Annotated in this window: 23 protein-coding genes and 1 tRNA gene; 5 read left to right on the top strand and 19 right to left on the bottom strand. The window is 62.3% G+C overall.

Features of this window, described 5'->3' with window-relative positions:
• Positions 1–99 precede the first annotated feature (99 nt).
• The 5 genes from HPO_RS18060 to HPO_RS18080 form a co-directional block, all read right to left on the bottom strand.
• Entirely contained in the window at positions 100–873 is a 774-nt protein-coding gene (locus HPO_RS18060) for a hypothetical protein (RefSeq protein ID WP_035602106.1), read from the bottom strand.
• 10 nt (positions 874–883) lie between these two features.
• On the bottom strand, positions 884–2,455 hold the full coding sequence (locus HPO_RS18065; RefSeq protein WP_035602111.1) for a hypothetical protein: 1,572 nt from the start codon (positions 2,453–2,455) through the stop codon (positions 884–886).
• Between the two features lie 241 nt (positions 2,456–2,696).
• A complete protein-coding gene (locus tag HPO_RS18070) occupies positions 2,697–3,632 on the bottom strand; it encodes an alpha/beta hydrolase (protein ID WP_035602114.1) in 936 nt (311 codons plus the stop codon).
• A 177-nt stretch (positions 3,633–3,809) separates the two neighbouring features.
• A complete protein-coding gene (locus HPO_RS18075; RefSeq protein ID WP_035602118.1) occupies positions 3,810–4,556 on the bottom strand; it encodes a DUF695 domain-containing protein in 747 nt (248 codons plus the stop codon).
• Positions 4,557–4,621: 65 nt separating this feature from the next.
• Positions 4,622–6,700, bottom strand: coding sequence for an amidohydrolase family protein (locus tag HPO_RS18080; RefSeq protein ID WP_035602121.1), 2,079 nt, complete (start codon positions 6,698–6,700; stop codon positions 4,622–4,624).
• A 276-nt stretch (positions 6,701–6,976) separates the two neighbouring features.
• Between HPO_RS18080 and HPO_RS18085 the strand changes: the two genes are divergently transcribed.
• Positions 6,977–7,597 carry a hypothetical protein gene (locus HPO_RS18085; protein WP_157532917.1) on the top strand — a complete coding sequence of 207 codons (621 nt, stop codon included), beginning with the start codon at positions 6,977–6,979 and terminating at the stop codon, positions 7,595–7,597.
• Between the two features lie 9 nt (positions 7,598–7,606).
• On the opposite strand, the gene HPO_RS18090 is transcribed toward HPO_RS18085, so the two are convergent.
• From HPO_RS18090 to HPO_RS18135, 10 genes are all read right to left on the bottom strand, one after another.
• Entirely contained in the window at positions 7,607–9,139 is a 1,533-nt protein-coding gene (locus HPO_RS18090) for an acyl-CoA carboxylase subunit beta (RefSeq protein WP_035602176.1), read from the bottom strand.
• 156 nt (positions 9,140–9,295) lie between these two features.
• Complete coding sequence (locus HPO_RS18095; RefSeq protein ID WP_114106200.1) at positions 9,296–9,808, bottom strand: hypothetical protein; 513 nt, start codon at positions 9,806–9,808, stop codon at positions 9,296–9,298.
• Between the two features lie 117 nt (positions 9,809–9,925).
• The gene (locus HPO_RS18100) at positions 9,926–11,287 is read right to left on the bottom strand and encodes a hypothetical protein (protein ID WP_157532918.1); all 1,362 of its coding nucleotides are present in this window, start codon (positions 11,285–11,287) and stop codon (positions 9,926–9,928) included.
• Between the two features lie 78 nt (positions 11,288–11,365).
• Positions 11,366–12,094 carry an ATP12 family chaperone protein gene (locus HPO_RS18105; protein WP_035602129.1) on the bottom strand — a complete coding sequence of 243 codons (729 nt, stop codon included), beginning with the start codon at positions 12,092–12,094 and terminating at the stop codon, positions 11,366–11,368.
• 44 nt (positions 12,095–12,138) lie between these two features.
• Positions 12,139–12,597, bottom strand: coding sequence for a hypothetical protein (locus HPO_RS18110; protein WP_157532919.1), 459 nt, complete (start codon positions 12,595–12,597; stop codon positions 12,139–12,141).
• A gap of 261 nt (positions 12,598–12,858) precedes the next feature.
• The gene (locus tag HPO_RS18115) at positions 12,859–13,539 is read right to left on the bottom strand and encodes an HAD-IA family hydrolase (protein ID WP_241767959.1); all 681 of its coding nucleotides are present in this window, start codon (positions 13,537–13,539) and stop codon (positions 12,859–12,861) included.
• Positions 13,536–13,799: a hypothetical protein gene (locus HPO_RS18120; protein WP_035602133.1), complete on the bottom strand. Its 264-nt coding sequence runs from the start codon at positions 13,797–13,799 to the stop codon at positions 13,536–13,538. The genes HPO_RS18115 and HPO_RS18120 overlap by 4 nt, the downstream gene beginning before the upstream one ends.
• A gap of 1 nt (position 13,800) precedes the next feature.
• The gene (locus HPO_RS18125; protein ID WP_035602135.1) at positions 13,801–14,850 is read right to left on the bottom strand and encodes an RluA family pseudouridine synthase; all 1,050 of its coding nucleotides are present in this window, start codon (positions 14,848–14,850) and stop codon (positions 13,801–13,803) included.
• Positions 14,847–15,230 carry a fluoride efflux transporter CrcB gene (crcB, locus tag HPO_RS18130; protein WP_035602137.1) on the bottom strand — a complete coding sequence of 128 codons (384 nt, stop codon included), beginning with the start codon at positions 15,228–15,230 and terminating at the stop codon, positions 14,847–14,849. Before crcB ends, HPO_RS18125 begins: the two co-directional genes overlap by 4 nt.
• 142 nt (positions 15,231–15,372) lie before the next feature.
• A complete protein-coding gene (locus HPO_RS18135; RefSeq protein WP_035602183.1) occupies positions 15,373–15,822 on the bottom strand; it encodes an RrF2 family transcriptional regulator in 450 nt (149 codons plus the stop codon).
• A 162-nt stretch (positions 15,823–15,984) separates the two neighbouring features.
• Here HPO_RS18135 and HPO_RS18140 point away from each other — a divergent pair, with 162 nt between their 5' ends.
• On the top strand, positions 15,985–18,339 hold the full coding sequence (locus HPO_RS18140; protein ID WP_035602139.1) for a TonB-dependent receptor: 2,355 nt from the start codon (positions 15,985–15,987) through the stop codon (positions 18,337–18,339).
• 30 nt (positions 18,340–18,369) lie between these two features.
• Here HPO_RS18140 and HPO_RS18145 read toward each other — a convergent pair.
• Together HPO_RS18145 and HPO_RS18150 are read right to left on the bottom strand one after the other, a co-directional pair.
• Positions 18,370–18,443: transfer RNA gene (locus HPO_RS18145), tRNA-Gly, on the bottom strand.
• Between the two features lie 48 nt (positions 18,444–18,491).
• Entirely contained in the window at positions 18,492–18,944 is a 453-nt protein-coding gene (locus HPO_RS18150; protein WP_035602186.1) for a PaaI family thioesterase, read from the bottom strand.
• Between the two features lie 200 nt (positions 18,945–19,144).
• On the opposite strand from HPO_RS18150, the gene HPO_RS18155 reads away from it, so the two are divergent.
• Together HPO_RS18155 and HPO_RS18160 are read left to right on the top strand one after the other, a co-directional pair.
• The gene (locus tag HPO_RS18155) at positions 19,145–19,525 is read left to right on the top strand and encodes a nuclear transport factor 2 family protein (protein ID WP_035602141.1); all 381 of its coding nucleotides are present in this window, start codon (positions 19,145–19,147) and stop codon (positions 19,523–19,525) included.
• A gap of 22 nt (positions 19,526–19,547) precedes the next feature.
• The gene (locus tag HPO_RS18160) at positions 19,548–19,838 is read left to right on the top strand and encodes a DUF1330 domain-containing protein (protein ID WP_035602143.1); all 291 of its coding nucleotides are present in this window, start codon (positions 19,548–19,550) and stop codon (positions 19,836–19,838) included.
• A 68-nt stretch (positions 19,839–19,906) separates the two neighbouring features.
• Here the strand turns inward: HPO_RS18160 and HPO_RS18165 are convergent, their stop codons facing one another.
• Positions 19,907–20,269 (bottom strand): nuclear transport factor 2 family protein, encoded by a 363-nt coding sequence (locus HPO_RS18165; RefSeq protein WP_035602146.1) that lies wholly within the window; start codon positions 20,267–20,269, stop codon positions 19,907–19,909.
• Between the two features lie 4 nt (positions 20,270–20,273).
• Entirely contained in the window at positions 20,274–21,503 is a 1,230-nt protein-coding gene (locus HPO_RS18170; protein ID WP_035602149.1) for an FAD-dependent oxidoreductase, read from the bottom strand.
• A 154-nt stretch (positions 21,504–21,657) separates the two neighbouring features.
• Between HPO_RS18170 and HPO_RS18175 the strand changes: the two genes are divergently transcribed.
• A complete protein-coding gene (locus tag HPO_RS18175) occupies positions 21,658–22,266 on the top strand; it encodes a 2-hydroxychromene-2-carboxylate isomerase (RefSeq protein ID WP_035602152.1) in 609 nt (202 codons plus the stop codon).
• Positions 22,267–22,295 lie beyond the last annotated feature (29 nt).

Below are 22,295 nucleotides of genomic sequence, written 5' to 3' on the forward strand. Positions count from 1 at the left end.
ACCTATGTCTCAGGTCGCTCACCGCCTACTCCCCCAGAGCATAAGACCCTCACCGCCAACGCCCTATCCAACGGGGGTCGCCCTGCCCTTATCCTGAGTTCACGTCACCGAGCCATATTCCGCGCCGGTGTCCTGGAACCAGCGTTGCCAGAAGGCTTTCACTTCACCCAGCGGCAGGGCGTATTCCTGGCGGGGCACCACGCGGGCGACCACCGCCACGCCCTCCAGGCCGGGCCGCAGGTCCATCAGGGGCGAGCCTTCAAAGGCCTCCCATTCGGTACCGGTCTTGTACATCGAGAAGTCTTTCGAATGCTGCATCAGGTCTGACACCAGGATCAGCCGCCGCGCCGGAACCCCGGCCTGGAAATCCGGACGGTCGCCCAGCGTGAACATCGCCTCCATCAGCGGCGAACTCGGCGCAACCGTGTCCACCAGCACCTCATCGGCGCGCCCCATCAGCGGCTTGTGGAACTTCGCCTGCCAAGCCTGCTCGATCATGCGCGGGTTCTGGAAAATCGGATTGGCCCCTTCCGCGCTGCCCGGCGAACAGCCCGACCAGACCGTGAGCGGATCATAGGGAGAGGCCGCATTGGGCACGCTCAGCGTCAGGCGGCCATATTTCGGCAGCGCCCGCGCCTCATCCTCCAGCAGGGCGCGCACCCAGGCAAGATCGGTCGCGTTGAAGGGATCAGACTGGTCGACCAGAACGATGGTGTGAGAGGGGTCCTGCCGGTCCATCCGGCAATTGGTTTCGCTGTCGGTCGCCGGGGGCTGGTTCATCGCCGCTGCCGCGAACAGTCCGAACACGGAGGTCAGCATCAGCGCAATCGCGCCGCGCCAGAACCAGGGGCCTCTTTCCTTGCGTCTTGGCATGGCGCTCTCCTCAGCCGGCTTTCTTGGCGTCGCCGCCCTTGGCGTCGCGCACCCTGGCAATCTCCTCGACCACCTTCTTCTCCACAGAAGACAGCCCCTGCTGCACATGCTGGATATGCGTCTCCAGCCATTCGCGCGTCAGGTTCAGCGCCATGATGTTCTGCTCGATCGTCTTGATGGCGGCGTTGGCCTGCGCGCGCTCCTTGCTGAAATCGAAGGGCGGCAGTTGCGGCGTCAGGATTTCGTCGAAATAGGCCGGGCACGCGGCCTGCTCGCCCAGCTTGTCACGCAGCTGGTTGCGCTGGCGCCGGTGGGCCTGCCGGTAGGCAACCTTCAGGCCGCGTTCCTGATCGGCCGCCTTTGCGGCCACGGCCACGGCAATATCGCGCCGCGCCTCGATCACGTTCATCGCCTTCTCGATTTCGCGCTTGGCCTGGGCATGGCGGGAAAGCTGGGTTTCAAACCACAATCGGCTGGCGGAAAAATAATCGGAAAGGTCACTTCGCAAATCCTCCCGCAGCTGCTGGCGGCGCTCATAGGCCTTGCGTTCCTTGCGCCAGACGCGGCCATAGCCGGGATATTTGTCGGAGATCCGGTCATACCCCTCATAAACGGCAATGGAGAAGACCGTCAGTCCAAGGATCAGCAGCGCCAGCGCCACGAAACTGTCGAGACTGAAGATGTTCGGGAACATCTCCCGCATGACGGCGCCGGGCGGGATTTCAAACATCGAGAATTCCGCCAGCCGGCCAGCGGCCTCCGCAGCGGCCAGCGCGTGTTCCACCGCGTCCCGGTAATGGGCCACGAAGAAGTTCAGGAAAATGCCGATCAGGATGCAGATGCCGGCAATGGTGCCGCCGGCAATCTTGGCCGGCAGGGCCGGATGGTTGAGATAGCGCAGCCCGAAAAAGCCCGCCACAACACCGAAAAGCACGTTCACAGCCGATACGCCAAACGCGATCATCAGCCCGCCGAGAAGCCCCGAAGACTGGGCATCCTTGAACAGCAGCGCATTGAACGCGCCTTCCACCAGCATCACGAACATCAGGATGGCGATGGCCTGTTCCACATTCTTCTTGATATCCGGCGTGCGCTGGCCGATCTGCTCTCCATGGCGTTCGCGGAAGCTTTGCAGCTCAATGATCGCGGCAGAATGGCTGGATTTTGCGTCTTCCGTATCGTCCACCTCATAGTGGCGGAATTCATGCTCCTCAGCCTTGATTGCTTCGCGCAGCTGATCGGGATGAATGTCCGAAGGCGTCTGATCCTGAATATAGTTGCGGACACTGGCGGCGGTGGAGGACATCCATGTGGTCAAGCCCCGGCGCACCTCTTCGGCGCGCTCGGCAATCAGCTGCTCGCGCTCGCTCCATTGATCCTGCGTGATCGCCTCGGAAACGGGAATGGCGTCGGCCGCGTCACGGCGCGCTTCCTTGCGGGTGATGCCGCGGCTCAAGCCAAGATCGCCCTTCGACCGCTTTCCTCTCAATCCGTGAGCGGAAAGTTCGTTATGATCCTCGAAGGTTTTCACCTTTTTCTCGAAGCCCGTATCCGTGCCCCAGCGCACAGTTTTCCTGTTCATCGCGAACCTCTCGCCTGCGAAAGTTTCAGTTATTCAGCCCGCGATGAGGGTCTGGCCGGAGGCTTAACAAGGTTCTAATCCTGCGCCCACCTCGCCAAAACGTAATGTTTGTTAACGGACAAATTCTGCGGGCCTCACTTGCCATGTTCTCAAGGCCTTAGAGGCGCAAACTCAAACAGCTGTGTCCGGCGCGCCACAGGGCGGCGCTAATATCCTGCTAACACTTGTGGCCAAACTGCCTTCAGGCGGCAACCTTCGCCTTGAGAAGCGTCAGAAGCTCCGTGCCCGACTGATACGGCACCAGGATGTCTCCGCTGGTCAGATACGAGACCGGAACGCCGAGGCGCGCTGCCTCGCTTTCAAAGCCCCGCTTCCAGCTGTCGGTCGTTTCCATGCCGGAGATGGCCAGTGCCGGCACGGCGGAAAACAGGCCATCCCGCAGGAAGGGGTCACCGTTCAAGGAGGGCTGCAGTTCCTGTTGCCAGGTTTCCGGGGTGATGGCGCTGGCGATTTCCCAGGCTTCGGCCATCTCACGCGGATAGGTTTTCACATAGGCGACATCCCCGGGGCTTTTCTGGAAGCAGGTCTGATAAAACCACTGGCTGCCGAACTGTTTGCCCGCCTGCCGGATGGCGCCCAACGAGATGCGCGCGCCTGCCCGGCTTTCAGTTGTCTGCGACAGGAGGCGGCCAAACCAGGCCGGCCGGAATTCGCCCATGACATCCCGGTTGAAGACGCAATTGGCGAACACGCTGAACGTTACCCGGCGGGATTTCAGCGCCAGGCGCGCGCCCACGGGGTTGGCCGAGCCGACCGACACGAGAACGATGTTCTCAAGGCCGGCTTCTTCAAAGAAGGCCTCAATAATGGCCGCCTGCTGATCGATGCTGGCAACGGGGTCTGACGCGCCGAAACCTGGACGGCGGATACTGAAGACCCCGAAACCGGAATTGGCCGCATCTATGCAGAAGCCCCAGGGCGGGCTGGTCGGGTATTCGATCGAGGTGAGGAAGACCAGCGGACGCAGATGATCGCCCCCGAACTGCATGTATTCCAGGCGATCTTCTGAATTGCCAATCGTTGCCGTCTGCCAGAAACGCAGAACGCGCTTTTTGTCCCCGATCTGGTCGAGGAGGTTGCCCCGCGAAGGCTGTTTCTGATTCCGACCCAAATTCATCGGCGGTTACATACCGGAAGCATGTATGGGATGAAATGCTAGAGTTACCTCTTCGACGCAATATTTTGGCGAACAATTGTCCGTCCCGGCATAATTTGTAATCAGGCGCCACTATTCCGGGTACAAACATGCACCAGCACCCGTTATGGATGGAGATCGGCGATCCTGTAGTACCTACTACACAGTGACGGGAGATTCCCATCCGTCATACTGGCCGCCGCCCTCCCGCGCGCGCCGGGCGATGGTCAAAGAATGACCAGATATGTCGTTGAGCTGCAAAGTGCCGCGATGGGTCATCCGGACGAGCCAGAGCGGGCCGGCTTCCGGCGCGGGCGCAATCGAATCAACACGGTAACCGGTGTCGCGGGCCCATTGCGCGAATCCCTGCGCGGCCGTCTCTTCCTGGAAATAGACCCAGTGGCCGATTTCGCGCGGCTTGGCCGGATCATCGCCCTGCTGCTGCAGCGCGCCCTGCACCTCCATGTCCACCATCACCTGGCGGTCATCCTCGGTGGGGTAAAGATCCTGCCAGTAGACGGACTTCTCCGGGTCCGGCTCGACATGGATTTCCGGCGCGTAACCTGCCGCGGCGGCGGCCGCGTTCAGCGCCGCTTCCAACTCGCGCGGGCCTGCCGGGATCAGCGCCAGAACCCAGCGTGAGCCATTATTGGTCACCCGTCCAAGATATTCCCCGCCATGTTCGGTGATGATCTTGTCGAAGGTTTCATCAAGCTGGTTGACGGGCCCGGATTCCTCGCGGGTCGTCATGCCATCCCCGCGCGGCGATTTCAGCGGGATGCGGATTTTCATCGCATGGGTCAGCGGCAGATCGCCGAGGCGTTTGGCAATGCCGTCATTGAACACGATGGAGGCAGGCAGGCCGCCCATCTCCGCAAAATACATCCGCCATGCATCTTCGGCCATCGCCGCGTCTCCTCCCGCTTGCGGCCCATCTTCAGGGTCCGCGACTTTCTGTGATTGCTGCCAGCCTAATCGCGCGATGCAGGCGCCGTCACTGCAGGAATTTCAGTGAACGGCCGGATGCCGAAATAGGGATAGATCTCGCTGGGGAAGTAGACCGTGTCCCCCTTCGAAACGAGGCGGATGGTCTTGATTGCCTTCAGGTCTTCCACCGGATTTCCGGGCACGAGGAAGAAGTCTGCCTGCTTGCCCGGCTCGACGGAGCCGAGCTGTGCGCTGAGCCCCATATAGTCAGCCGCTTCCAGCGTGGCGCGGGCGAGGATTTCCGCCGGGGTGAAGCCGACATTCTGGTAGAGCTCCAACTCCCGGTGCAGCGTCAGGGCGCCGCCGAGGTCCGTGCCGAAGACGATGAATACGCCGCGATCCTTCATCCGCTGGATGGTGCCGGTGATCTGGTCGAACGCGCCGCGATAGGCCGCGTCCTCCTCCGGGCTGCCGATGGCGGACCAAGCCGCTTTCGCCGCGCGCTGCACGGCGATGGGCATATGATCGACATAGTCGGCCATGCCGGCCTGCACCTCGCCATTGCGGGAGAGCAGCAGCGCCTCATGGATGGCATAGGTCGGGTCGATGGCCACGCCGTTCTCGGCCATCAGGTCCAGCGTGCGGGAGGCGGCCGGGCCGTCGAGGTCCACCTTCGGCAGGCGCTGCAGCGCGGTGAGGCGCAGCAGGGTCCGGGTGTCTTCCTCCGGCGCGAGGACCCAGCCCAGCATCAGCTGGTTGATATGGGTCATCTCGTCATAGCCTGCTTCCAGCATGGCATCGGCATTGGTGAAGGCGGGCACATGGCCGCTTACGCGCAGGCCGCGTTCCTTGGCACGCGCCACAACGGCGGGCACCCAGGCAGGGTTCATCGAATTGTAGATCTTGATCTGCCAGAAATCGCCTGCATCGGCATACCAATCGACGGCGGCGAGGGCTTCTTCCTCGCTGGTGACGAGGATACCATTGTTCGAGTTGAAGGGGCTCTTGCCCTCGATGAAACCGGAGCGGACGACGCGCGGCCCGGCGAGCGTGCCCGCCTCGATCTTGGCAATCAGCTCACTGAGCACCGGGTTGTCATTGCCCATGTCGCGCACCAGCGTGACGCCGGCCGCAATATTCTTCAGCGCGCCGTCCTGGCCCATATGACCGTGCATTTCAGCGAGGCCCGGGATGAGCGAGCCGCCCTGTCCATCCACCACAAACGCGCCGGACGTATCAGCGGCCCCCACTGTGACCGATGCGATGACGCCATCTTCGACAAATACCGTGGACGGCGCAGACATCGCCTTGGCCACAGGATCAAAGACGCGGACATTGGTAATCGCCAGCGGAGCATCGAATTTGTGCGCCGTTTCGGCCTGGATGGTCTCCAGCCGCCGGGTCGAAAGGCGCGTGGCAAGCTCCTTGAGCTGATCATCGGCCTCTTCATAGCCCTGCCGCACGACCACAAATCGCGGCGAAATCAGCGCGAACAACCCGCCCTTTTCATCCGTGAGGAAATAGGTGGGGTCCACATCATCGCCGACGAGGGCATAGGCGGTGGCTGCCACCGGGCCGCCTTCGCCCTCGATCTGCAGCGTGCCCTGCGGGCTCATCGACAGGGTGCCCGCCGGCCAGGCCGGCAGTGTCCTGTCGTCATCGGCCAGCAGCGCCTTGGCATAGATGGCGAGGGTGTAGGGCGAAGCGTTCTGCGGAATGTAGATGGCCGGTTCTGTCTGCGCGGCGGTGGCAGACCCGGTCGTGTCGGTCCAGCTGGCAACGCCATCTGTCAGCGCGAAGGTTTCGTGGATTTCGTTGCCGAAGGTGGTTGCCCCGTCGATGGTCCAGCCGATGGGGAGACCGTCTTCGCTGAGCGTGATCGTCTCCGCCAGGGTCGGCCCGCGGCCATTGTTACGGAATTCGTAGTCGACCTTGACGGTGTTGCCTTCGGTGGTGGCGACGAGTTGGCCGAGGGTCTGGCCAAACAGGCGGACGGAGAAGGTCTCCGTCACCGGGGCGGGCGCCGCCTCTGCGATGGCCGGGGCCGGGGCCTTTGCCTCATGCGCGCACGCGCCCACCACAAACAGCGCCGCCAGCGCCGTGCCCGCAAACCGGTTCATCATCTGAAACTTCCTCTCTGCCGCCGCTGCACCAGACGGGCGCGGCCTGTTTGGAGGCATTGGTGGCATATCGGGGCGGGGGTGGGAAGGCGCAAGGGCAACCCGTAGGGTGGGTAGAGCGAAGCGATACCCACGATTCAAAGTGCGCGGCACGCACACCCTCAGAAAAGTGGGTATCGCTTCGCTCTACCCACCCTACGCTTGCTGCGCTTGCTTCAAATTTCGTTTTGCCTTGAGAACGAATCGTGATTCTTGGTAAGCCAATTTAGCGAGGACGCTATGCCCCAAACACACATTCGTACTTTCCTAGCAGCTTCATTTTCCGATTCGATGGGACTTGTCGATAGGTATTCCAAATATGGAAACGGAGGATACAACTATTGGCACTCTGCCAAGAGCGCCATATCCGACATGACGGTTGGTCAGCAATCATACGATCAAGCTATTGGGCATTGCACTAAAATTGCACGCTTAGACGAAGCAATCGCAAATCAAAACGTTGCAAAACGCTTTCAAGACTGGCGCGCTGGGCAATCTCTCGATTACGTCGAACCACCTTCAAGCACTATCAGCGGACCGCGCGAGATTTTGAAAGTGAAGGTTGAGCCCGATTTTGCTTACACTAACAAAGATGGGGTCTTCGTCGTGCTCGTTTGGCCGTACGCTAACATAGAGCTTCGTCAGAAAATCGCGGGCATTGGTATCCACATGATGCAAGCCGCACTCGCAGTCGGCCCCTTTGGCTCCGCAACATTCTGTATACTGGATTTGTCCAAACCCAGCGCCAAACCAAAACGCTATTTGCATGGCTCCATCCCTAAAAACGCTAGCGCGCTTTTAGCATATATGCTGGATCACCACGAGCTCGCTTACATTCAAAGCCATCCGAGCGCGGCATAGGCTTTGAACCTAAAGCGGAATGTTATCGTGCTTCTTCCACGGATTGGTCAGTGACTTGTTCTTCAGCGTACGGAGGGAGTTGGCCACGCGCTTGCGGGTGTTGTGGGGCATGATGATGTCGTCGATATAGCCCCGCTTCGCGGCCACATAGGGGTTGGCGAAGTTGGTTTCGTATTCCTTGGTGCGCGCGGCGAGCTTTTCCGGGTCGCCGGCCTCCTTGCGGAAGATGATCTCCACCGCGCCCTTGGCACCCATCACGGCGATTTCGGCGGTCGGCCAGGCATAGTTCACGTCGCCGCGCAGGTGTTTGGAGCTCATCACGTCATAGGCGCCGCCATAGGCTTTCCGTGTAATGACGGTGACCTTCGGCACGGTGGCTTCGGCATAGGCAAACAAGAGCTTGGCGCCGTGCTTGATCAGGCCGCCATATTCCTGCTTGGTGCCCGGCATGAAGCCCGGCACGTCCACGAACGTCACCAGCGGAATATTGAAACAGTCGCAGAAGCGCACAAAGCGGGCGGCCTTGCGGGAGGCGTCAATGTCCAGAACGCCGGCAAGCGTCATCGGCTGGTTGGCCACCACGCCGACGGTCGAGCCTTCGATGCGGCCAAAGCCGCAGATGATGTTGCCGCCGAATTGAGGGCTGATCTCGAAGAAGTCGCCCTCGTCAACCACCTTGGTGATCAGCTCTTTCATGTCATAGGGCGTGTTCGGATTGGGCGGCACGAGCGTGTCGAGGCTCATTTCCTGCCGGTCGAAGCTGTCATGCACCGGGCGCACCGGCGGCTTGTCGCGGTTTGAGGCAGGCAGATAATCGATCAGGCGGCGGATCTGGACCAGCGCCTCGATGTCGTTCTCGAACGCGCCATCGACCACGCCGGATTTCTTGGCATGAACGGAGGCGCCGCCAAGGGTCTCGTGGGTGACTTCCTCATTCGTCACGGTCTTCACAACGTCCGGACCCGTCACATACATGTAGGAGGTGTCCTTCACCATGAAGATGAAGTCGGTCAGCGCGGGGGAATACACGTCGCCGCCGGCGCAGGGGCCCATGATGACGGAAATCTGCGGGATGACGCCGGAGGAGAGCACGTTCTCCATGAAGATGTCGGCATAGCCGGCCAGCGAATCAACGCCTTCCTGAATACGCGCGCCGCCCGCATCGAAGATGCCGATCACCGGCGCGCCATTCTTGACGCCCATCTGCTGCACCTTGACGATCTTTTCGGCATGGGCGCGGCTGAGCGAACCGCCGAAGACGGTGAAGTCCTTGGAGAACACATAGACGAGGCGGCCATTGATCGTGCCATGGCCGGTGACGACGCCATCGCCGGGAATCTTCTGCTCTTCCATGCCGAAATCGGCGCAGCGATGCTCGACGAACATGTCGTATTCTTCAAAGCTGCCCTCATCGAGGAGGACGTGGATGCGCTCGCGCGCGGTCAGCTTGCCCTTGGCATGCTGGCTGTCGATGCGGGCCTGGCCGCCGCCGATGCGGGCGTCTGCCCGTTTCTGCTCGAGAGCCTCGATGAGATCCTGCATGCCGCGCTGCTCCTTCAATCCGTCAGATTTTTGATGCTTCCGCGTGACTGAATAGCCACTCCGTGAGGCTTGGCAAGCTCGCGCAGGGTCAACAAAGCTATGCGCCCCAGGGCTCCAGGCCTGGGGCGCTTTGCGGCGATTAAGGGTTACGTTGCGTTACCAGCGGCGCCCGGGAGGCGGTCCCTTGCGGTAATCGCGGTTGTGGGGGATGCCCGAAACCGTGGTCACACGGCCGTTGCGCACCTCACAATCGACCCGCGCCTCGATATCGCGCCGGCCGGTTTCAAACTCGACCTCCTGGAAAGTGACGAAGAAATTCCGGGGGCCGAGCTGGCGGGCCCACTGATCCTTGTCGAAGTCGACCTCGCGGAAACCGGCGCGGCGGCCTTCCGTGCGGATCGCCGAGCGGCAGGCCTGAATGGCATCTCGGCGGAGGTCAGCCACCTGCCGGTCCGTCTGGCCCCATTCGTTGCGGCCATTATAGCGCGGGCCGCGGAAATCATCGCGGTGGCCAACGCCTGCGCTGAGGGTCACCTGCGCGCCGAGCAGCGGCGTCTCGACCTTTGCAATTGTCCCGCGCGGGCCGTCTGCGGCTGCCGGGAGGGCGAAGAGCGCCGGCGCAGCAAGCGCAACGACGGCGGCTCCAAGAGTTCTGATGGGCTTCATCATGGGAACAGAAAACCACACCCCCGCCAAACCGGCCCTGAAGCGCGCGTTCATTCCCGGTTTCACCCCGGTTCATCTGGCTGTCAGGAAGCGAAGGGCTACCGATGATCACCTTGCTCTCTATTCTGGTGTTTCCCGCTCACCTCTTAGGCTTTCCAGCAGCTTGGCAAGCACCCCGCGATCAGTTTCGTGCCGCATCGCGGTCGAAATTTGCGGCGGGCCACCGAACAATCCGGCCCACGGGCCCTGATTGGTGCGTGTTGGCGTGGCGCCGGGAGAAACCGCCGAGGAAAGCATCTTGATCATCTCGACTTCCGTGGCATCGATCTTTCCGTCTTTGAGGACTGCCGCCCAGATTTCGTCGAGGCGTTTTTCGGCGTTGGCACGGCTGGTGGCACGGTCCGTAAACTGCTGGGCATATCCAGCCACTACCCCCTTGCAGGCCGTTTCAACGTCCTCGCCCGACAGGTTGCCTTCCCGGAGATATTCCAGGCACATCTGTGTGCCATAATCCTGCTCGATCATCGCGAGTGCTATCTCGGTCACCGCGTCAGCAACCGATCGGGGAGCAGCAGCAGGCGGCAAGGGGGAGACAACAAAACCACCGCCTCTGGCATCCGACGCCGGGACAGCGGCGGCGGCCATGGCGGTGCTGGACTCCTTCATAGCCTGAGCATGGACTTTACGGCGTTTGAGGTTTTCTACTGTGGCTTCGATTTCCGCAATTTCCAATCCTCGCGCCACCCCATCAGCCACGCTGCAACCAGCAGATTGTTTGGCGGCGTCAGCCTGGCACTTGGTGTTGGCTTCCTTCAGCAATTGAACTTTCTTTTCTTCCGCGGCGATGTCCAATTCAAGTTGTCCCACTTCGGCCGATGCCAGCGCCGCCCTCTGGGAATAGACCTCCTTCATATTAAGAGCGCTGCCCGCCGCTGCGGAGACAACGGCGTCTGATCCCTTCACCGCCCCAGTAAGCTGCTCAATGGCCAAGAGCGCGATCATCTGCGTCTGGAAGCGACGCAGCATCATGGCGTACTGCACATCCGGAAGGCCATTCATCTGGGCTTCGCAAAGCCGGTAATATCCATCCCGCAGAATCTGTATCGTCTGTGTACGCAGTCCGATGCTTGCCGCCGTTTCCGAGATGCCGCCTTGAGCGGAAAGAGCAGTGGATACTTCGGAGACACTGGCACCCGCCTGGGCGGCAATTGCGGACAGCGCATCCGGCGAGGGCTCTGCGCAAGTGATTTGTCGGGGGTCTTCAACCTTGACCCATTGATACGTGCCGGAGGGGTCGAGCCGCCATTCGTATCTGGCCGGGCGCTGGACCGATAGAACAGCCCGCTGCTCTGCATCTATAAAAACGCCCTGCGCCTTGCCGGCCTTCGGGGCCATTTCCGTTCGTTTATGTATTGCCGTGAGATTGCCCGTCGAACAGGCTGATAGGAAAAGTACAACAAAAACTGTCAGTAGGCGAAACATATTGACCCCCCACATAATCCTACTTAGGATTGCGCACGAGTTCTCGCAAAAGTCAATATTGTTTTCATTTCGAAACAATCAGTCCCGCAGGCTCTCCAGCCAGCGGCCGAGGGCGTCGGATTCGATTTCCTTGGCATTGGCGGCGGTGCGGGCTTCTTCGTCCTCGCCCCAGCGCTGCATCTGCCATTCTTCATCGATGCGGGAGAGATGGAAGGCGGACTCGGCGGTCAGCGCGCCCTCTGTCAGCGCCATCGCCAGCAGCGCCGAGCCATAGAGACCGCAGCCATAGACGAGCGCGGTCAGCCGGAAATCATCGAGGCTGAGGGCATAGTCCCGCGCCGCCTGCAGCGAGGCGCCGGGCTGGGGCGCGGCGATGATGCCCTCGGTGGTCATCAGGATGACGCCGAGATTTTCCGCTGCCCAGTCGCGCACCGGCGACCAGCGGGCTTCCTGCAGGGCGGCGAGTTCGAAGGGCTCCTCAGCCATGTGGCAAAGCAGATCGGTCTCGCAATAGCGTACAACTTCTTCGGCCATTTCCTCGCGCAGCTCCGGCACGCGGTCGATGGCGACATTGGCCAGCCGGGTGAGGTGCATGTGCAAGAGGTCGATATAGGTCTTCTGCCCGGCCCATTCCTCCGCGAGTTCCTCGGCCAGCGCTTCGGTGGGCAGGCACAGCAGGGCGCGGCCGGGCGTCTTGATGCTGCGGCCATCCAGCAGGATCTGCCAGCCGCCGCCCTCTGCGGGCTCGACGGTGACGTCCTTGTAAAAGCGTTTGGGGCGATCAGGGGAAGAAGGTGTGCCGGTCATGCGCCTGCCCTTACGACGATCAGCGGCCGGTTCCAAGCCCGGCGCTAGGGAGCGGTGGGATAGACCGCGGCGGGGCGGGCCTTTTCGAAGGTGGGCGCAGAGAGGGACATCACATCTTGCACATGCCGGGTGGCGGGGTCGACCAGCGCCAGCGACCGGCCAAAGCGGATGGTGCGCAGGCTTTCCGCTTTCAGCTCGGTGACCACGATCACGCGGAATTCAGCCCCCACCATCGGCACTTCCGGCGGCAGGGCCATGCCCGGCGCCAAGATATCCTCGACCGGGGAGCGCCCGAAACAGAGCCGGTCGCGCCTCAGGCCCACTTTGCAGTTGGCCCCGTCCAGCTCGAAGTTGCGGTCGAACGCGGCGAAATCGGACTTGGTAAACTGTGTCAGCGTGGAGGCCTGGACGGCTTCGGCTGTCTGGGGCCGAGTTGCCACAAACGCGCCGAGGGCGAACAGCGCCGCCCCGGCAATTCCCAGCTCTATCATAAGGGTTTTCATGGTTCTATCGATTGCGCTTGGCCCAGCACGGCACACTCTTGGGAGAACATTTCCCGCTTAACGCGCGGATTGCGCCAAATGTTCCTAACAATCTGTAAAAATCATGCCGGGCGGGCGCGGATGAAATGGCAGGCCCAAGGCGGGATCTGATATTCCCGCAGCACGGCGGGCAACCGCCTGCGTTTGGACTGGAAGCCGCGTCACCGGGTGGGGCGGGGCACGCCCTGCCGCTTCCGCCAGCCTCGACTGATTCTCGCCGTCTCAGGCGAAAGCGAAGGTTCGGAGGCTTTCGGTCAGGGTCATGAATTCATGATGGACCTCGTCGGCGCCGGCGGCGGTGAGCTCCTCCGCTTTGCCGAAGCCCCAGCTGACCCCCAGGGCACGCACGCCGGCCGCCTTGCCCATGGCCATGTCGTGGATGGCGTCGCCGATCATCAGGCTTTCCTGCGGGGCGCAGCCGAGCGCGCCCATGGCCTGCTCCACCATGAAGGGATGCGGCTTGCCGGGGCCATCATCGGCGCACCAGACAGTATCGAAGAAATGGCGCAGCTTGTGTTTCTCGAACAGCGCCTCCACCCCGCGATGGGATTTGCCGGTGGCCACTGCCATCAGCCAGCCTTCGGATTTCAACTGGTCCAGCAGCTCCAGCGCGCCGGCATAGAGCGGCTCGTGATGGCCGGGCGTGGTGCGATGGATGACGAAGGACTGTTTGTAAGCCTCCACCAGCGCCGCCAGCCGGTCTAACCCGATATCGGGCGGGGCGAGCGTTGAGAGGGCTTCGGTAAGGCTGAGGCCGACAATGCGGCGGGTGGCGTCATAGTCCGGCGGCGGAAGGCCCGCGCCTCGGAAGGCGGTTTCCATACAGGCCTGGATCACATCGCGGCTGTCCACCAGCGTTCCGTCCACGTCCCATATGGCGAGGCGAAGTTCTGTCAGTTTCACGTCTTTGTCTCCCCGCCTTTTCGCCCTGCCACCCGCATGCCCACGATCGCACCGATGCAGAGCGCAATGGGAAGGAAAAACAGCGCCGATTCCCAATTCAGCAGAAAGGCCTGCCAGCGGCTTTCCAGCGTGCAGGCCGGGGCAAACTCCAGCGCCGCCCGGCACATGCCGCGCGAGAAGAACATGTAGATCACGAACACCGAACCGCTGAGCCCGGCGCCGATGGCCAAATTAATCCAGAAACGCAGTGTCAGGAGCATATCAGATAAAGGGGGCGAGCGGATCCTTGCCGGCTTCCTGTTCCAGGAAACCGAGCGTTTCGAAGGTCTCTTTCATGTGCGGGGGCAGCGGCGCGATGATCTTGATCGGCTTGCCATGCTCGCGCGGGATGATCAGCGCGCGGGCGTGCAGGTGCAGGCCTTCGGCGAGGCCGTGAGGCACTTCGCGGCGAGACTTGTATTTATGATCGCCCAGAATGGACGTGTTCATTTCCAGCATATGGAAGCGCAGCTGGTGCATCCGGCCTGTTTCCGGGCGCAGCGCCACCCAGGCGGCCTTGGGGCCTGCCGTGGAAACGACAGCATAATCGGTAATAGAATGCTTGGCGCCCTCAACGCCCTGCGCGGAGCGGATCATCCGTTCACGGTCACCATCGCGGCGGCGCGTGGCGTAGGGGTCAACCGGGCGATAGCCTGACGGCTCGTTGATGTCGGGCACGCCTTTGACCATCCAGCAGCGGATCTGGCCGGCCTGGGGGCTGGGCACGCCCACGGTCACGGCCCAATAGACCTTGTCCATCTCCCGCCCACGGAAGAGTTCGGTGAGCCGGGCGGCCGCCGCGGGGTGCTTGGCCAGCAGCAGGACGCCGGAGGTATCCTTGTCGAGCCGGTGGACCAGCACGGGCCGGTGGCCGTCTTCTTCCATGCCCGCGAGCAGGCCGTCGACATGGCGCCCCTGGCCTGAACCACCCTGAACGGCAAGCCCGGCCGGCTTGTTGATCGCCAGCATGTCATCATCCTCATAGATGATGATGGAGCGGAGGAATTCGCGGTCTTCTTCGGAAATCCTGCGCGCAGTTGCCGCCTTGCGGGCGCCGGCATCTTCGGAGGCAAAGATCGGGAAGCGGACTTCGTCAGCCGTCTCAAGGCGGGTGTTTGCTTTCGCCCGGCCGCCATTGACGCGGATCTGCCCGGTACGGAGCAATTTCTCCACCTGGCCCTGCGTCACGTTCATGCGGCGCTTCAGCCAGCGATCGAGGCGCGCGCCGGTTTCCTTTTCCGACACGGTTTCGGTAATAATCTGTCCGCTCATGCGAATATCCTGCGGGCCATCCAGAGGCCGATAAAGAGGGCCGACACGCCGAGCAAAACGGAAAGCATGGCGTAAAGCCCGGCTTTCAGCGCATCGCCTGAGCGCAGCATGTTGGCGATCTCGAGTGAAAATGCGGAGAATGTCGTGAAGCCACCGAGCACGCCGGTGGCGAGGAAGAGACGGGTTTCCTGCCCGATGCCTTCTGCCTTCAGGGCGAGCCATCCGGCCAGCAGGCCCATCGCCAGGCTGCCGAGGATGTTCACAAATGCCGTGCCCCACGGCCAGCCGAGCGGCAGATGGCGCACAGCCACCATTCCCACGCCATGGCGCAGGCTCGCGCCGATGGCGCCGCCGAGGGCAACAAGAAGAAATCCGTTCATGGCGCGCCTTTTACGCTGAGGTAGCAGATTAAGCCAGCCTGCACCCCAGAGCGGATGCCCATGGCCTGCCCCAGCCCCAGGCAAAGAGCCCAGAAAACAGAAAATTTCTTTTATAACAGCACAATACGACCATCTCGAACGCTTACCCGGCGATGGACTGGCGCACCTGGCCTGTCTTGTCCGAAGCGATGGCGTCGGCAATCGTGGTGCTGTCGAGCACCTTCCGGGTTGCCTCGGCCACGTCCGCGAACACGCGCCGGATACGGCAGGCCTTCTCATCGGTACAGTCATCGCAGCGCCGGTAGGCCATCTTGGAAAGACACGGCAACGGCGCCAGGGGCCCTTCCACAATGCGCAACACTTCGCCGAACGTGATCGCTTCGGGCCGGCGCAGCAGCAGATAGCCGCCCGTCTTGCCGCGGCGGCTGACCACGATGCCGCTATGCTTCAATTCAAGCAGGATCTGCTCCAGGAACTTACGCGGAATTGCCTGGCTTTCGGCAATGTCAGCGATGAAAACCGGGGCGCCTTCTTCGGCTTCCGCCAATGCGAGCAGCGCCCGGAGCGCGTATTTGGCCTTTTGAGAAATCATCATCCGCCGTCCTGTCCGGGCCTCTTTAGGCGCGCGGGCCACAAGAGGCAACGTTTAGGCCACCTGTATAGTCTATTAATTTGGTAGGGTTGATAGGGTTAGATTGTTCGCCCAAATGGCCGGTGACGCCAACGCCCTTTTCCGCACGATTGGAGACCGAACATGGCCCTGAAACCCCGCCTCATCCTCGCCGTTGCTGTGGCAGCGCTTGCCCCCACCGCCGTCGCGCAGGAAATTGCCCCTGCCGAAGCCGGGCCGGCTGACCCCGAACTTCGCCGCGAAACCATCACCGTTACGGCCCGGCGCGTCAGCGAAGACCTTCAGGATGTGCCGATCCCCGTCTCGGTGCTGACGGAAGATTTCATCGCCGAGAGCGGTGCATTCAATGTGGGACGCCTGCGGGAAATTGTGCCGACGCTGCAATTCTATTCGACCAATCCGCGCAACACCTCGATCAATATCCGCGGCCTCGGGGCGCCCTATGGCCTGACAAATGACGGGCTTGATGCCGGTGTGGGCATGTATGTGGACGGTGTTTTCTACGCCCGGCCCGCCTCCACGACGCTGGACTTTATCGACGTGTCCCAGATTGAAGTGGTGCGCGGCCCGCAGGGCACCCTTTTCGGGAAGAACACCACCGCCGGCGCCATCAACATCACCACGAAAAAGCCCTCCTCCACACCGGAAACGGAAGTGGAGCTGACTTACGGAAATCTTGGTTATACACAGGCCAAGGGCGCGATATCCGGTCCGATCACGGACAAGATCGCCGGGCGGATTTCCTTCTCGGGAACGCAGCGTGACGGCACGCTCTATAACGTGCGCGATAACGACTATATCAACGATCTGAATAATCTGGGCGTGCGCGGCCAGCTGCTGTTCAATGTTACCGACAGCCTAGAAATCATCCTGGCGGGCGACCATACCCGCCAGCGCCCGAATGGCTATGCGCTGGTTCCGGTGGGCGTTGCGCCGACGCTGCGCCCGGCCAATCGTCAGTATCAGGCGCTGGCGGACTATTTCGGCTACGCCCCGCCCAGCTTCAACGCGTTTGACCGGCTGACGGACGCCGACACCTACCATCAGTCCAACCAGGATATCGGGGGCATATCGCTCACCGCGAACTGGGATATTGGCCCTGGCACGCTCACCTCCATCACCGCCTGGCGTCTCTGGAACTGGGGGCCTTCGAACGACCGGGACTTCCTCGGCCTGCCGATCACCACTGTTTCGGCCAATCCCTCCGAGCAAACCCAATGGACACAGGAGTTGCGCTATGCCGGCGACCTCAGCGAGCGTCTCGGCTTCGTTGCCGGCGCTTTCTATTTTGCCCAGGAGATCAACTCCACAGGAAACCAGGAGCAGGGCAGCGCGGCGGCGCGCTGGCTGCTCAACCCATCATCAGCGGGGTGGGATACGCCCGGCCTGCTCGACGGATATGGTCAGATCTCGGACATTCAGTCTAAGAATACCAGCGCCGCCCTCTTCGGCCAGCTGGAATGGCGGGTGACCGACAGGCTTCGCCTGCTGCCTGGCCTTCGCCTCAACTATGACAAAAAGAGTGTCGACTATGACGCGCAGGTCTATGGTGGCCTCCAGACGACCAATCCGGCGCTGATTGCCCTGCAGCGCTCCGTGCTGGCGCCGCTGACCTATTCGGCGGATGCAGATGATACCAATGTCTCGGGCCAGATCACGGCCGCATATGAAGTCAGCCCGGCGCTCAACCTTTATGCGACCTATGCCACTGCGTTCAAACCTGTTGGCCTCAACCTCAGCGGCATTCCCAATGATGCGGCCGGCAATCCGGCCATTGAGCTGGCGACGGTTAAACCCGAAGATGTGCGCCATATTGAAGTGGGCCTGAAATCCGAACCCCGGGATGGCTTTACCGCAAACCTCACCGCCTATGAAACCGAGATCCGGGATTATCAGGTCGGCGTCGTCAACGCCCAGATCGGGGTTCTGCGGGGATATCTCGCCAATGCCGAAAAGGTTCGGGTGCGGGGCGTTGAATTCGATGGCCGCGCACAGTGGGCGGACAATTTCGTTACCTATGCCGCGCTCGCCTGGACGGAGGGAAAATATGTAGCCTTCCCCGATGCGCCTCCTGCGCTGGAGGATACCGGCGGCCCGCAGGTCGTCGATATTTCAGGCACGCGGCTGCCGGGTATCTCTGAATGGTCGGGTTCGGTCGGCGGGGAATACACCTCCGGGGAGAGCGCCTTGCTGGGCCGCGAGGGCAATTACTTCGCCGCGCTCGATGCCTTCTTCCGCTCGGACTTCTCGTCCAGCCCGACGGAGTCCCGCTATCTCACCGTCGATGGCTATACCACGCTCGCCGGGCGTCTCGGCTTCCGCGCCGCCAATGGCTGGGATGTTTATCTCTGGGGCCGCAACCTGCTGGACGAGGATTATTTCGAACTGCTGGCGGCTCAGCCTGGCAATTCCGGCCTCTATGTCGGCCAGCCGGCTGACCCGCGCACCTATGGCATCACGCTGCGGGCGAGGTTCTGAGGCGGGAAAGGCCAGATTTGTGGAGGGGACTGGAGCGGGTGAAGGGAATCGAACCCTCGTCGTCAGCTTGGGAAGCTGCTGCTCTACCATTGAGCTACACCCGCGCGCGAGGCGTATTTGAGCCGGAACCGGTTTCAGATCAAGCCCTCGCTTCAGCGGTCCGGTTTCCCTTCCAGGCAGATCAGGGTCTGCTGGCCCACTGCCACCAGCGTGCGGCCCGCGCCCTTGCAGGCGAAGACTTCCAGTGTGCACACGGTCAGCGTCCGCCCGGATTTGATGACGGTGCCCACCGCCTCCAGCCGGTCGCCCTCCGCCGGGGCGATGAGGTTGATCTTGAACTCCACGGTCAACACTGAGCTGCCCTCCGGGAAGAGGGTGAAGCCGGCATAGCCGCCCGCAGAATCGGCGATCGCCGAAGTGCCCCCGGCATGGAAAAAGCCGTGCTGCTGGGTCAGCTCCTCGCGGAAGGGCAGCACGATCACCACCCTCCCGCGCGACACCTGTGTCATCTCTGCGCCCAGATGCGCCATCAGCCCCTGCCGGGCAAAGCTCTCGCGCACGCGCTGCTGGGCGGCGGCAGGAAGCGGAAGGGTATCGTCGGTCATTGGTCTTGCGCCTTCTGGCTGGAAACGGGTGGCCTCTGCCTCTCCCGGCTGCCTGCCCGTGAAAACTGAAAAATCCTGCATCGCGCGTGAGCTGAGCTTTCCTGCCCCTTGCCCTCAACAAGGCTTGAGATTTCTTCACTCGCCAGCATCTGCGGCGGCGGGCGAAGGTCTGCGCACCAACAGACAGGAAATGCGTTTCCATGACGACACTCTCCCGCGCCGATCTCATCGCCCATGCCGAAGCCTGGATCAGGGACTGGAACGCGCATGATGTGGACGCCGTGATTGCGCCGTGGGCGGATGATGGTGTGTTCATCAGCCCCGTCGCCGCCGCAGTCACCGGCAACCCGGTCATCCAGGGCAAAGCGGCGCTGAAGGCCTATTGGCAGGGCGCGCTCAAACGGGCCGGGGGCCTGCACTTCACGCCGCTGTCCCTGCAGGTTGATCCGGAAACGCAAAGCCTGCTCGTTCACTACCACTCCCGCGCCAGCGCCCGGCAGGTGCGCGCGGCTGAACTCATGGTATTCGAGGAGGGGAAACAGGTGCGCGGCGAAGCCTTTTATGGCGCAGAGATGCCGTAGGGCCAGAGTAAGGAGCCACGCCATGCCCGTCTATGTGATCGCCCAGTTGAAGATTGAGGATCGCCCCCGTTATCAGCGCTATGTGGAGAGGTTTATGCCGGTACTGGCCGCCCATGGTGGCCGCCTCCTCGCCGCTGACGAAGCCCCCGCACGCGAAGAAGGTGACTGGCCTTATGACAAGGTGATCCTTCTTTCCTTTCCGGATGAAGCGCGCTTCCGCGCCTGGGCAGCCTCGCCGGAATATAAGCGGATTGCGCGGGACAGGACCGCGGCAACTACCGGCCCCGTCATCCTGGCGCATGGAATAGGATAGTCCTCAGATGACGGATCGATGCGGAAACGCGCTCAGGCTGGAAATGCCCCGCGGCCCTGCGCGCACCCTCAGCCCGGCAACTGGTGCACGTAGACCTCGTTATGGGCGATCTTGCCGTCTTTCAGGAGGACGAGATCAAAGCCGCGCAGCCTGCCGCCAGCCCCACCCGGCCCGACCGTGCAGATCCAGCGCCCGCAAAACCCGCCTTCAATCGCCCACACCGCCTCGGGCACATACACCATCTCCGGCGTGGCCCCGAACAGGCCTTGCAGATAGGTCCGCAGCGCGTCCTGCCCCTTCAGGCCACCGGCCGTCTGCGGGTCCATATAGACCGTATCTTCGGAATAGAACGACACCAGCCGCTCGGTGTCCTTGTCAGACCACGCTTTCAGCCAGTCCACATTGAATGCTTCGATGTCCGCAATGCTCATCGGCTCAGGCTCCTTCCAGCACGCGTTGGCGATGTGCTTCTGTGAAAAACTCCGGCGGCACCATGTCCGGCCCGGCCAGCACGGCAACGCCGTGCATCCCGATCGTCGGATCGGTCAGACGGCGCATGTGATAGGCGTGGCGCCGCGCGCGGGCCGTCTCTCCGAATTCCATGTCGAGGGCGGCCTGCAACTGCCCGGCAAAGCGCAGCCGCCGCATCCGCTCGGCTCGTTCTTCTGCATACGGCGTAAAGTCTGGCTTGCCGCCTGGCCCGGCGCCCTTGAGAATATCCGACACAATACGCACATCGCGGTAGGTGATCGAGAGGCCGAGGCCGTTGATCGGATCGTTCCACCCTGCCGCGTCACCGATCAGGACGGCGCCCTCTGCAAAAGGTTCGTCGGTCCAGCTGTCATTGTTGAAATAGGCGAACAGTGGCCCCACGGGCGTGCCCGCCGCAATCGCTTCATTCGCGGGCACGGAGTCAAACCGGAACGCCTCCAGGAAACGCTGGGCCCGGTTCTCGCCATTGAAACGCGCCTTGTCTTCCAGCGCATAGCCGCCATAGACGCGCACTTTCGTGCCCCCCTGCGGAAACGCCAGGAAGCCGAAATCCCGCTCCGTCCCGATGGACTGGCGGGTATCGTCGATGCCCTTCACATTATCCACCAGCAGCCCGGCGAACCAGTGATGCGGCTTGTCCTGATGCAGGGTGATGCCGGCCTTGCTGCGGACTTCCGACTGGCGCCCCTCCGCGCCCACGATCAGCGGCGCCGTGGCCGTGTGGGGTGCGCCGTCATGCGTGTAGGTCACGCTTGGGCTTGCTCCCAGCGTCACGCTGTCGATCACCACAGGCCGCAGCGCCGTCGCCCCGGCGCGCTGCGCTTCGCCAAACAAAGTTTCGCAATGATGCGGGTGCCCGATGCACAGCGGCCCGGCAATATCCGGCAGCAGGCCCAGCGGTATCGCCGCCTGCTCACACAGCTCCGGCGGCAGGCTTTCATCATAGGTCACATGCGAGGTGATGTGGTGCCCGCCCGCGCTTTTCAGCAGATCATAGAGGCCCACACGCTTGGTCTCGGCCACGCCCCAGGGCGCAATCCATTCCCCGCGCACCCGGTCCTCATACTGCGCCTGTTTCTCCAGCAGCAGCACGCTCCACCCGGCCTTCGCCATCACCGCCGCCAGGGCCGATCCGCCTATGCCGCCGCCCACAATGATCAGATCGTATTTCATGGCGCTCCCCGGATTTGCTCTGTTTTGCCACCAATCATCATTGGCGCCGGCACGCTGTCAAACTTTACCACGGGGCATTCAACGCCCCGATTGCGCTTTTCTCCCTTTCCCCGCAGTCAATTCTTCTGAAACCGCGTCCTCAGGAACCACCCCCATGAAAGCTGCTGTCCCCATCGAGTTCTGGTTCGATTTTTCTTCCGGCTACGCCTATTTCGCCGCGCTGGAGATTGACGCGCTCGGCGCCCGCGTGGGCCGAGCCGTTCTCTGGCGGCCTTACATGCTGGGCACGGCCTTCAAGGTGACCGGTATGCGCGGGCTTTCTTCCACGCCGGTGAAAGGCGATTATGCCCGGCATGACTGGGCCCGCGCTGCCCGCCGCCTGGGCGTGCCTTTCGCTCCGCCGCCGGATCATCCGAAAATCGCATTGCCCGCCACCCGCGCCTTCTACTGGATCGAGGCAAACCATCCCGGACACGAGGCCCCCTTCGCCCGCGACGTGTTTCGCCGCTACTATTCCGGCGCGCTCGACACCAGCGATCCAGACGCCGTCGCGGGCCTTGCGCCGGCCCTCGGCCTTGACCGTGCCGCCCTGCGCGCAGGCCTGGAAGCCTCAGCCATCAAGGAGCGTGCCCGCGCCCTGGGAGACGCCGCTGTCGCCCGCGGCATTTTCGGCTCACCCTTCTTCATGATCGATGGCGAGCCCTTCTGGGGATGGGACCGACTGCCCATGCTGGAAGACTGGGCGCGCAGCGGCGGCTGGTAATTCAGCGCGCACCCGCCTAAAGCCAGCCA

It is taken from the genome of Hyphomonas polymorpha PS728, from assembly GCF_000685315.1.
Lineage (GTDB): Bacteria > Pseudomonadota > Alphaproteobacteria > Caulobacterales > Hyphomonadaceae > Hyphomonas > Hyphomonas polymorpha.

Coding starts and splice junctions, on each gene's coding strand:
- HPO_RS18060 (WP_035602106.1), bottom strand. CDS start 873: ATGCCAAGACGCAAGGAAAGAGGCCCCTGGTTCTGGCGCGGCGCGATT.
- HPO_RS18065 (WP_035602111.1), bottom strand. CDS start 2,455: ATGAACAGGAAAACTGTGCGCTGGGGCACGGATACGGGCTTCGAGAAA.
- HPO_RS18070 (WP_035602114.1), bottom strand. CDS start 3,632: ATGAATTTGGGTCGGAATCAGAAACAGCCTTCGCGGGGCAACCTCCTC.
- HPO_RS18075 (WP_035602118.1), bottom strand. CDS start 4,556: ATGGCCGAAGATGCATGGCGGATGTATTTTGCGGAGATGGGCGGCCTG.
- HPO_RS18080 (WP_035602121.1), bottom strand. CDS start 6,700: ATGATGAACCGGTTTGCGGGCACGGCGCTGGCGGCGCTGTTTGTGGTG.
- HPO_RS18085 (WP_157532917.1), top strand. CDS start 6,977: ATGCCCCAAACACACATTCGTACTTTCCTAGCAGCTTCATTTTCCGAT.
- HPO_RS18090 (WP_035602176.1), bottom strand. CDS start 9,139: ATGCAGGATCTCATCGAGGCTCTCGAGCAGAAACGGGCAGACGCCCGC.
- HPO_RS18095 (WP_114106200.1), bottom strand. CDS start 9,808: ATGATGAAGCCCATCAGAACTCTTGGAGCCGCCGTCGTTGCGCTTGCT.
- HPO_RS18100 (WP_157532918.1), bottom strand. CDS start 11,287: ATGTTTCGCCTACTGACAGTTTTTGTTGTACTTTTCCTATCAGCCTGT.
- HPO_RS18105 (WP_035602129.1), bottom strand. CDS start 12,094: ATGACCGGCACACCTTCTTCCCCTGATCGCCCCAAACGCTTTTACAAG.
- HPO_RS18110 (WP_157532919.1), bottom strand. CDS start 12,597: ATGAAAACCCTTATGATAGAGCTGGGAATTGCCGGGGCGGCGCTGTTC.
- HPO_RS18120 (WP_035602133.1), bottom strand. CDS start 13,799: ATGCTCCTGACACTGCGTTTCTGGATTAATTTGGCCATCGGCGCCGGG.
- HPO_RS18125 (WP_035602135.1), bottom strand. CDS start 14,850: ATGAGCGGACAGATTATTACCGAAACCGTGTCGGAAAAGGAAACCGGC.
- crcB (WP_035602137.1), bottom strand. CDS start 15,230: ATGAACGGATTTCTTCTTGTTGCCCTCGGCGGCGCCATCGGCGCGAGC.
- HPO_RS18135 (WP_035602183.1), bottom strand. CDS start 15,822: ATGATTTCTCAAAAGGCCAAATACGCGCTCCGGGCGCTGCTCGCATTG.
- HPO_RS18140 (WP_035602139.1), top strand. CDS start 15,985: ATGGCCCTGAAACCCCGCCTCATCCTCGCCGTTGCTGTGGCAGCGCTT.
- HPO_RS18150 (WP_035602186.1), bottom strand. CDS start 18,944: ATGACCGACGATACCCTTCCGCTTCCTGCCGCCGCCCAGCAGCGCGTG.
- HPO_RS18155 (WP_035602141.1), top strand. CDS start 19,145: ATGACGACACTCTCCCGCGCCGATCTCATCGCCCATGCCGAAGCCTGG.
- HPO_RS18160 (WP_035602143.1), top strand. CDS start 19,548: ATGCCCGTCTATGTGATCGCCCAGTTGAAGATTGAGGATCGCCCCCGT.
- HPO_RS18165 (WP_035602146.1), bottom strand. CDS start 20,269: ATGAGCATTGCGGACATCGAAGCATTCAATGTGGACTGGCTGAAAGCG.
- HPO_RS18170 (WP_035602149.1), bottom strand. CDS start 21,503: ATGAAATACGATCTGATCATTGTGGGCGGCGGCATAGGCGGATCGGCC.
- HPO_RS18175 (WP_035602152.1), top strand. CDS start 21,658: ATGAAAGCTGCTGTCCCCATCGAGTTCTGGTTCGATTTTTCTTCCGGC.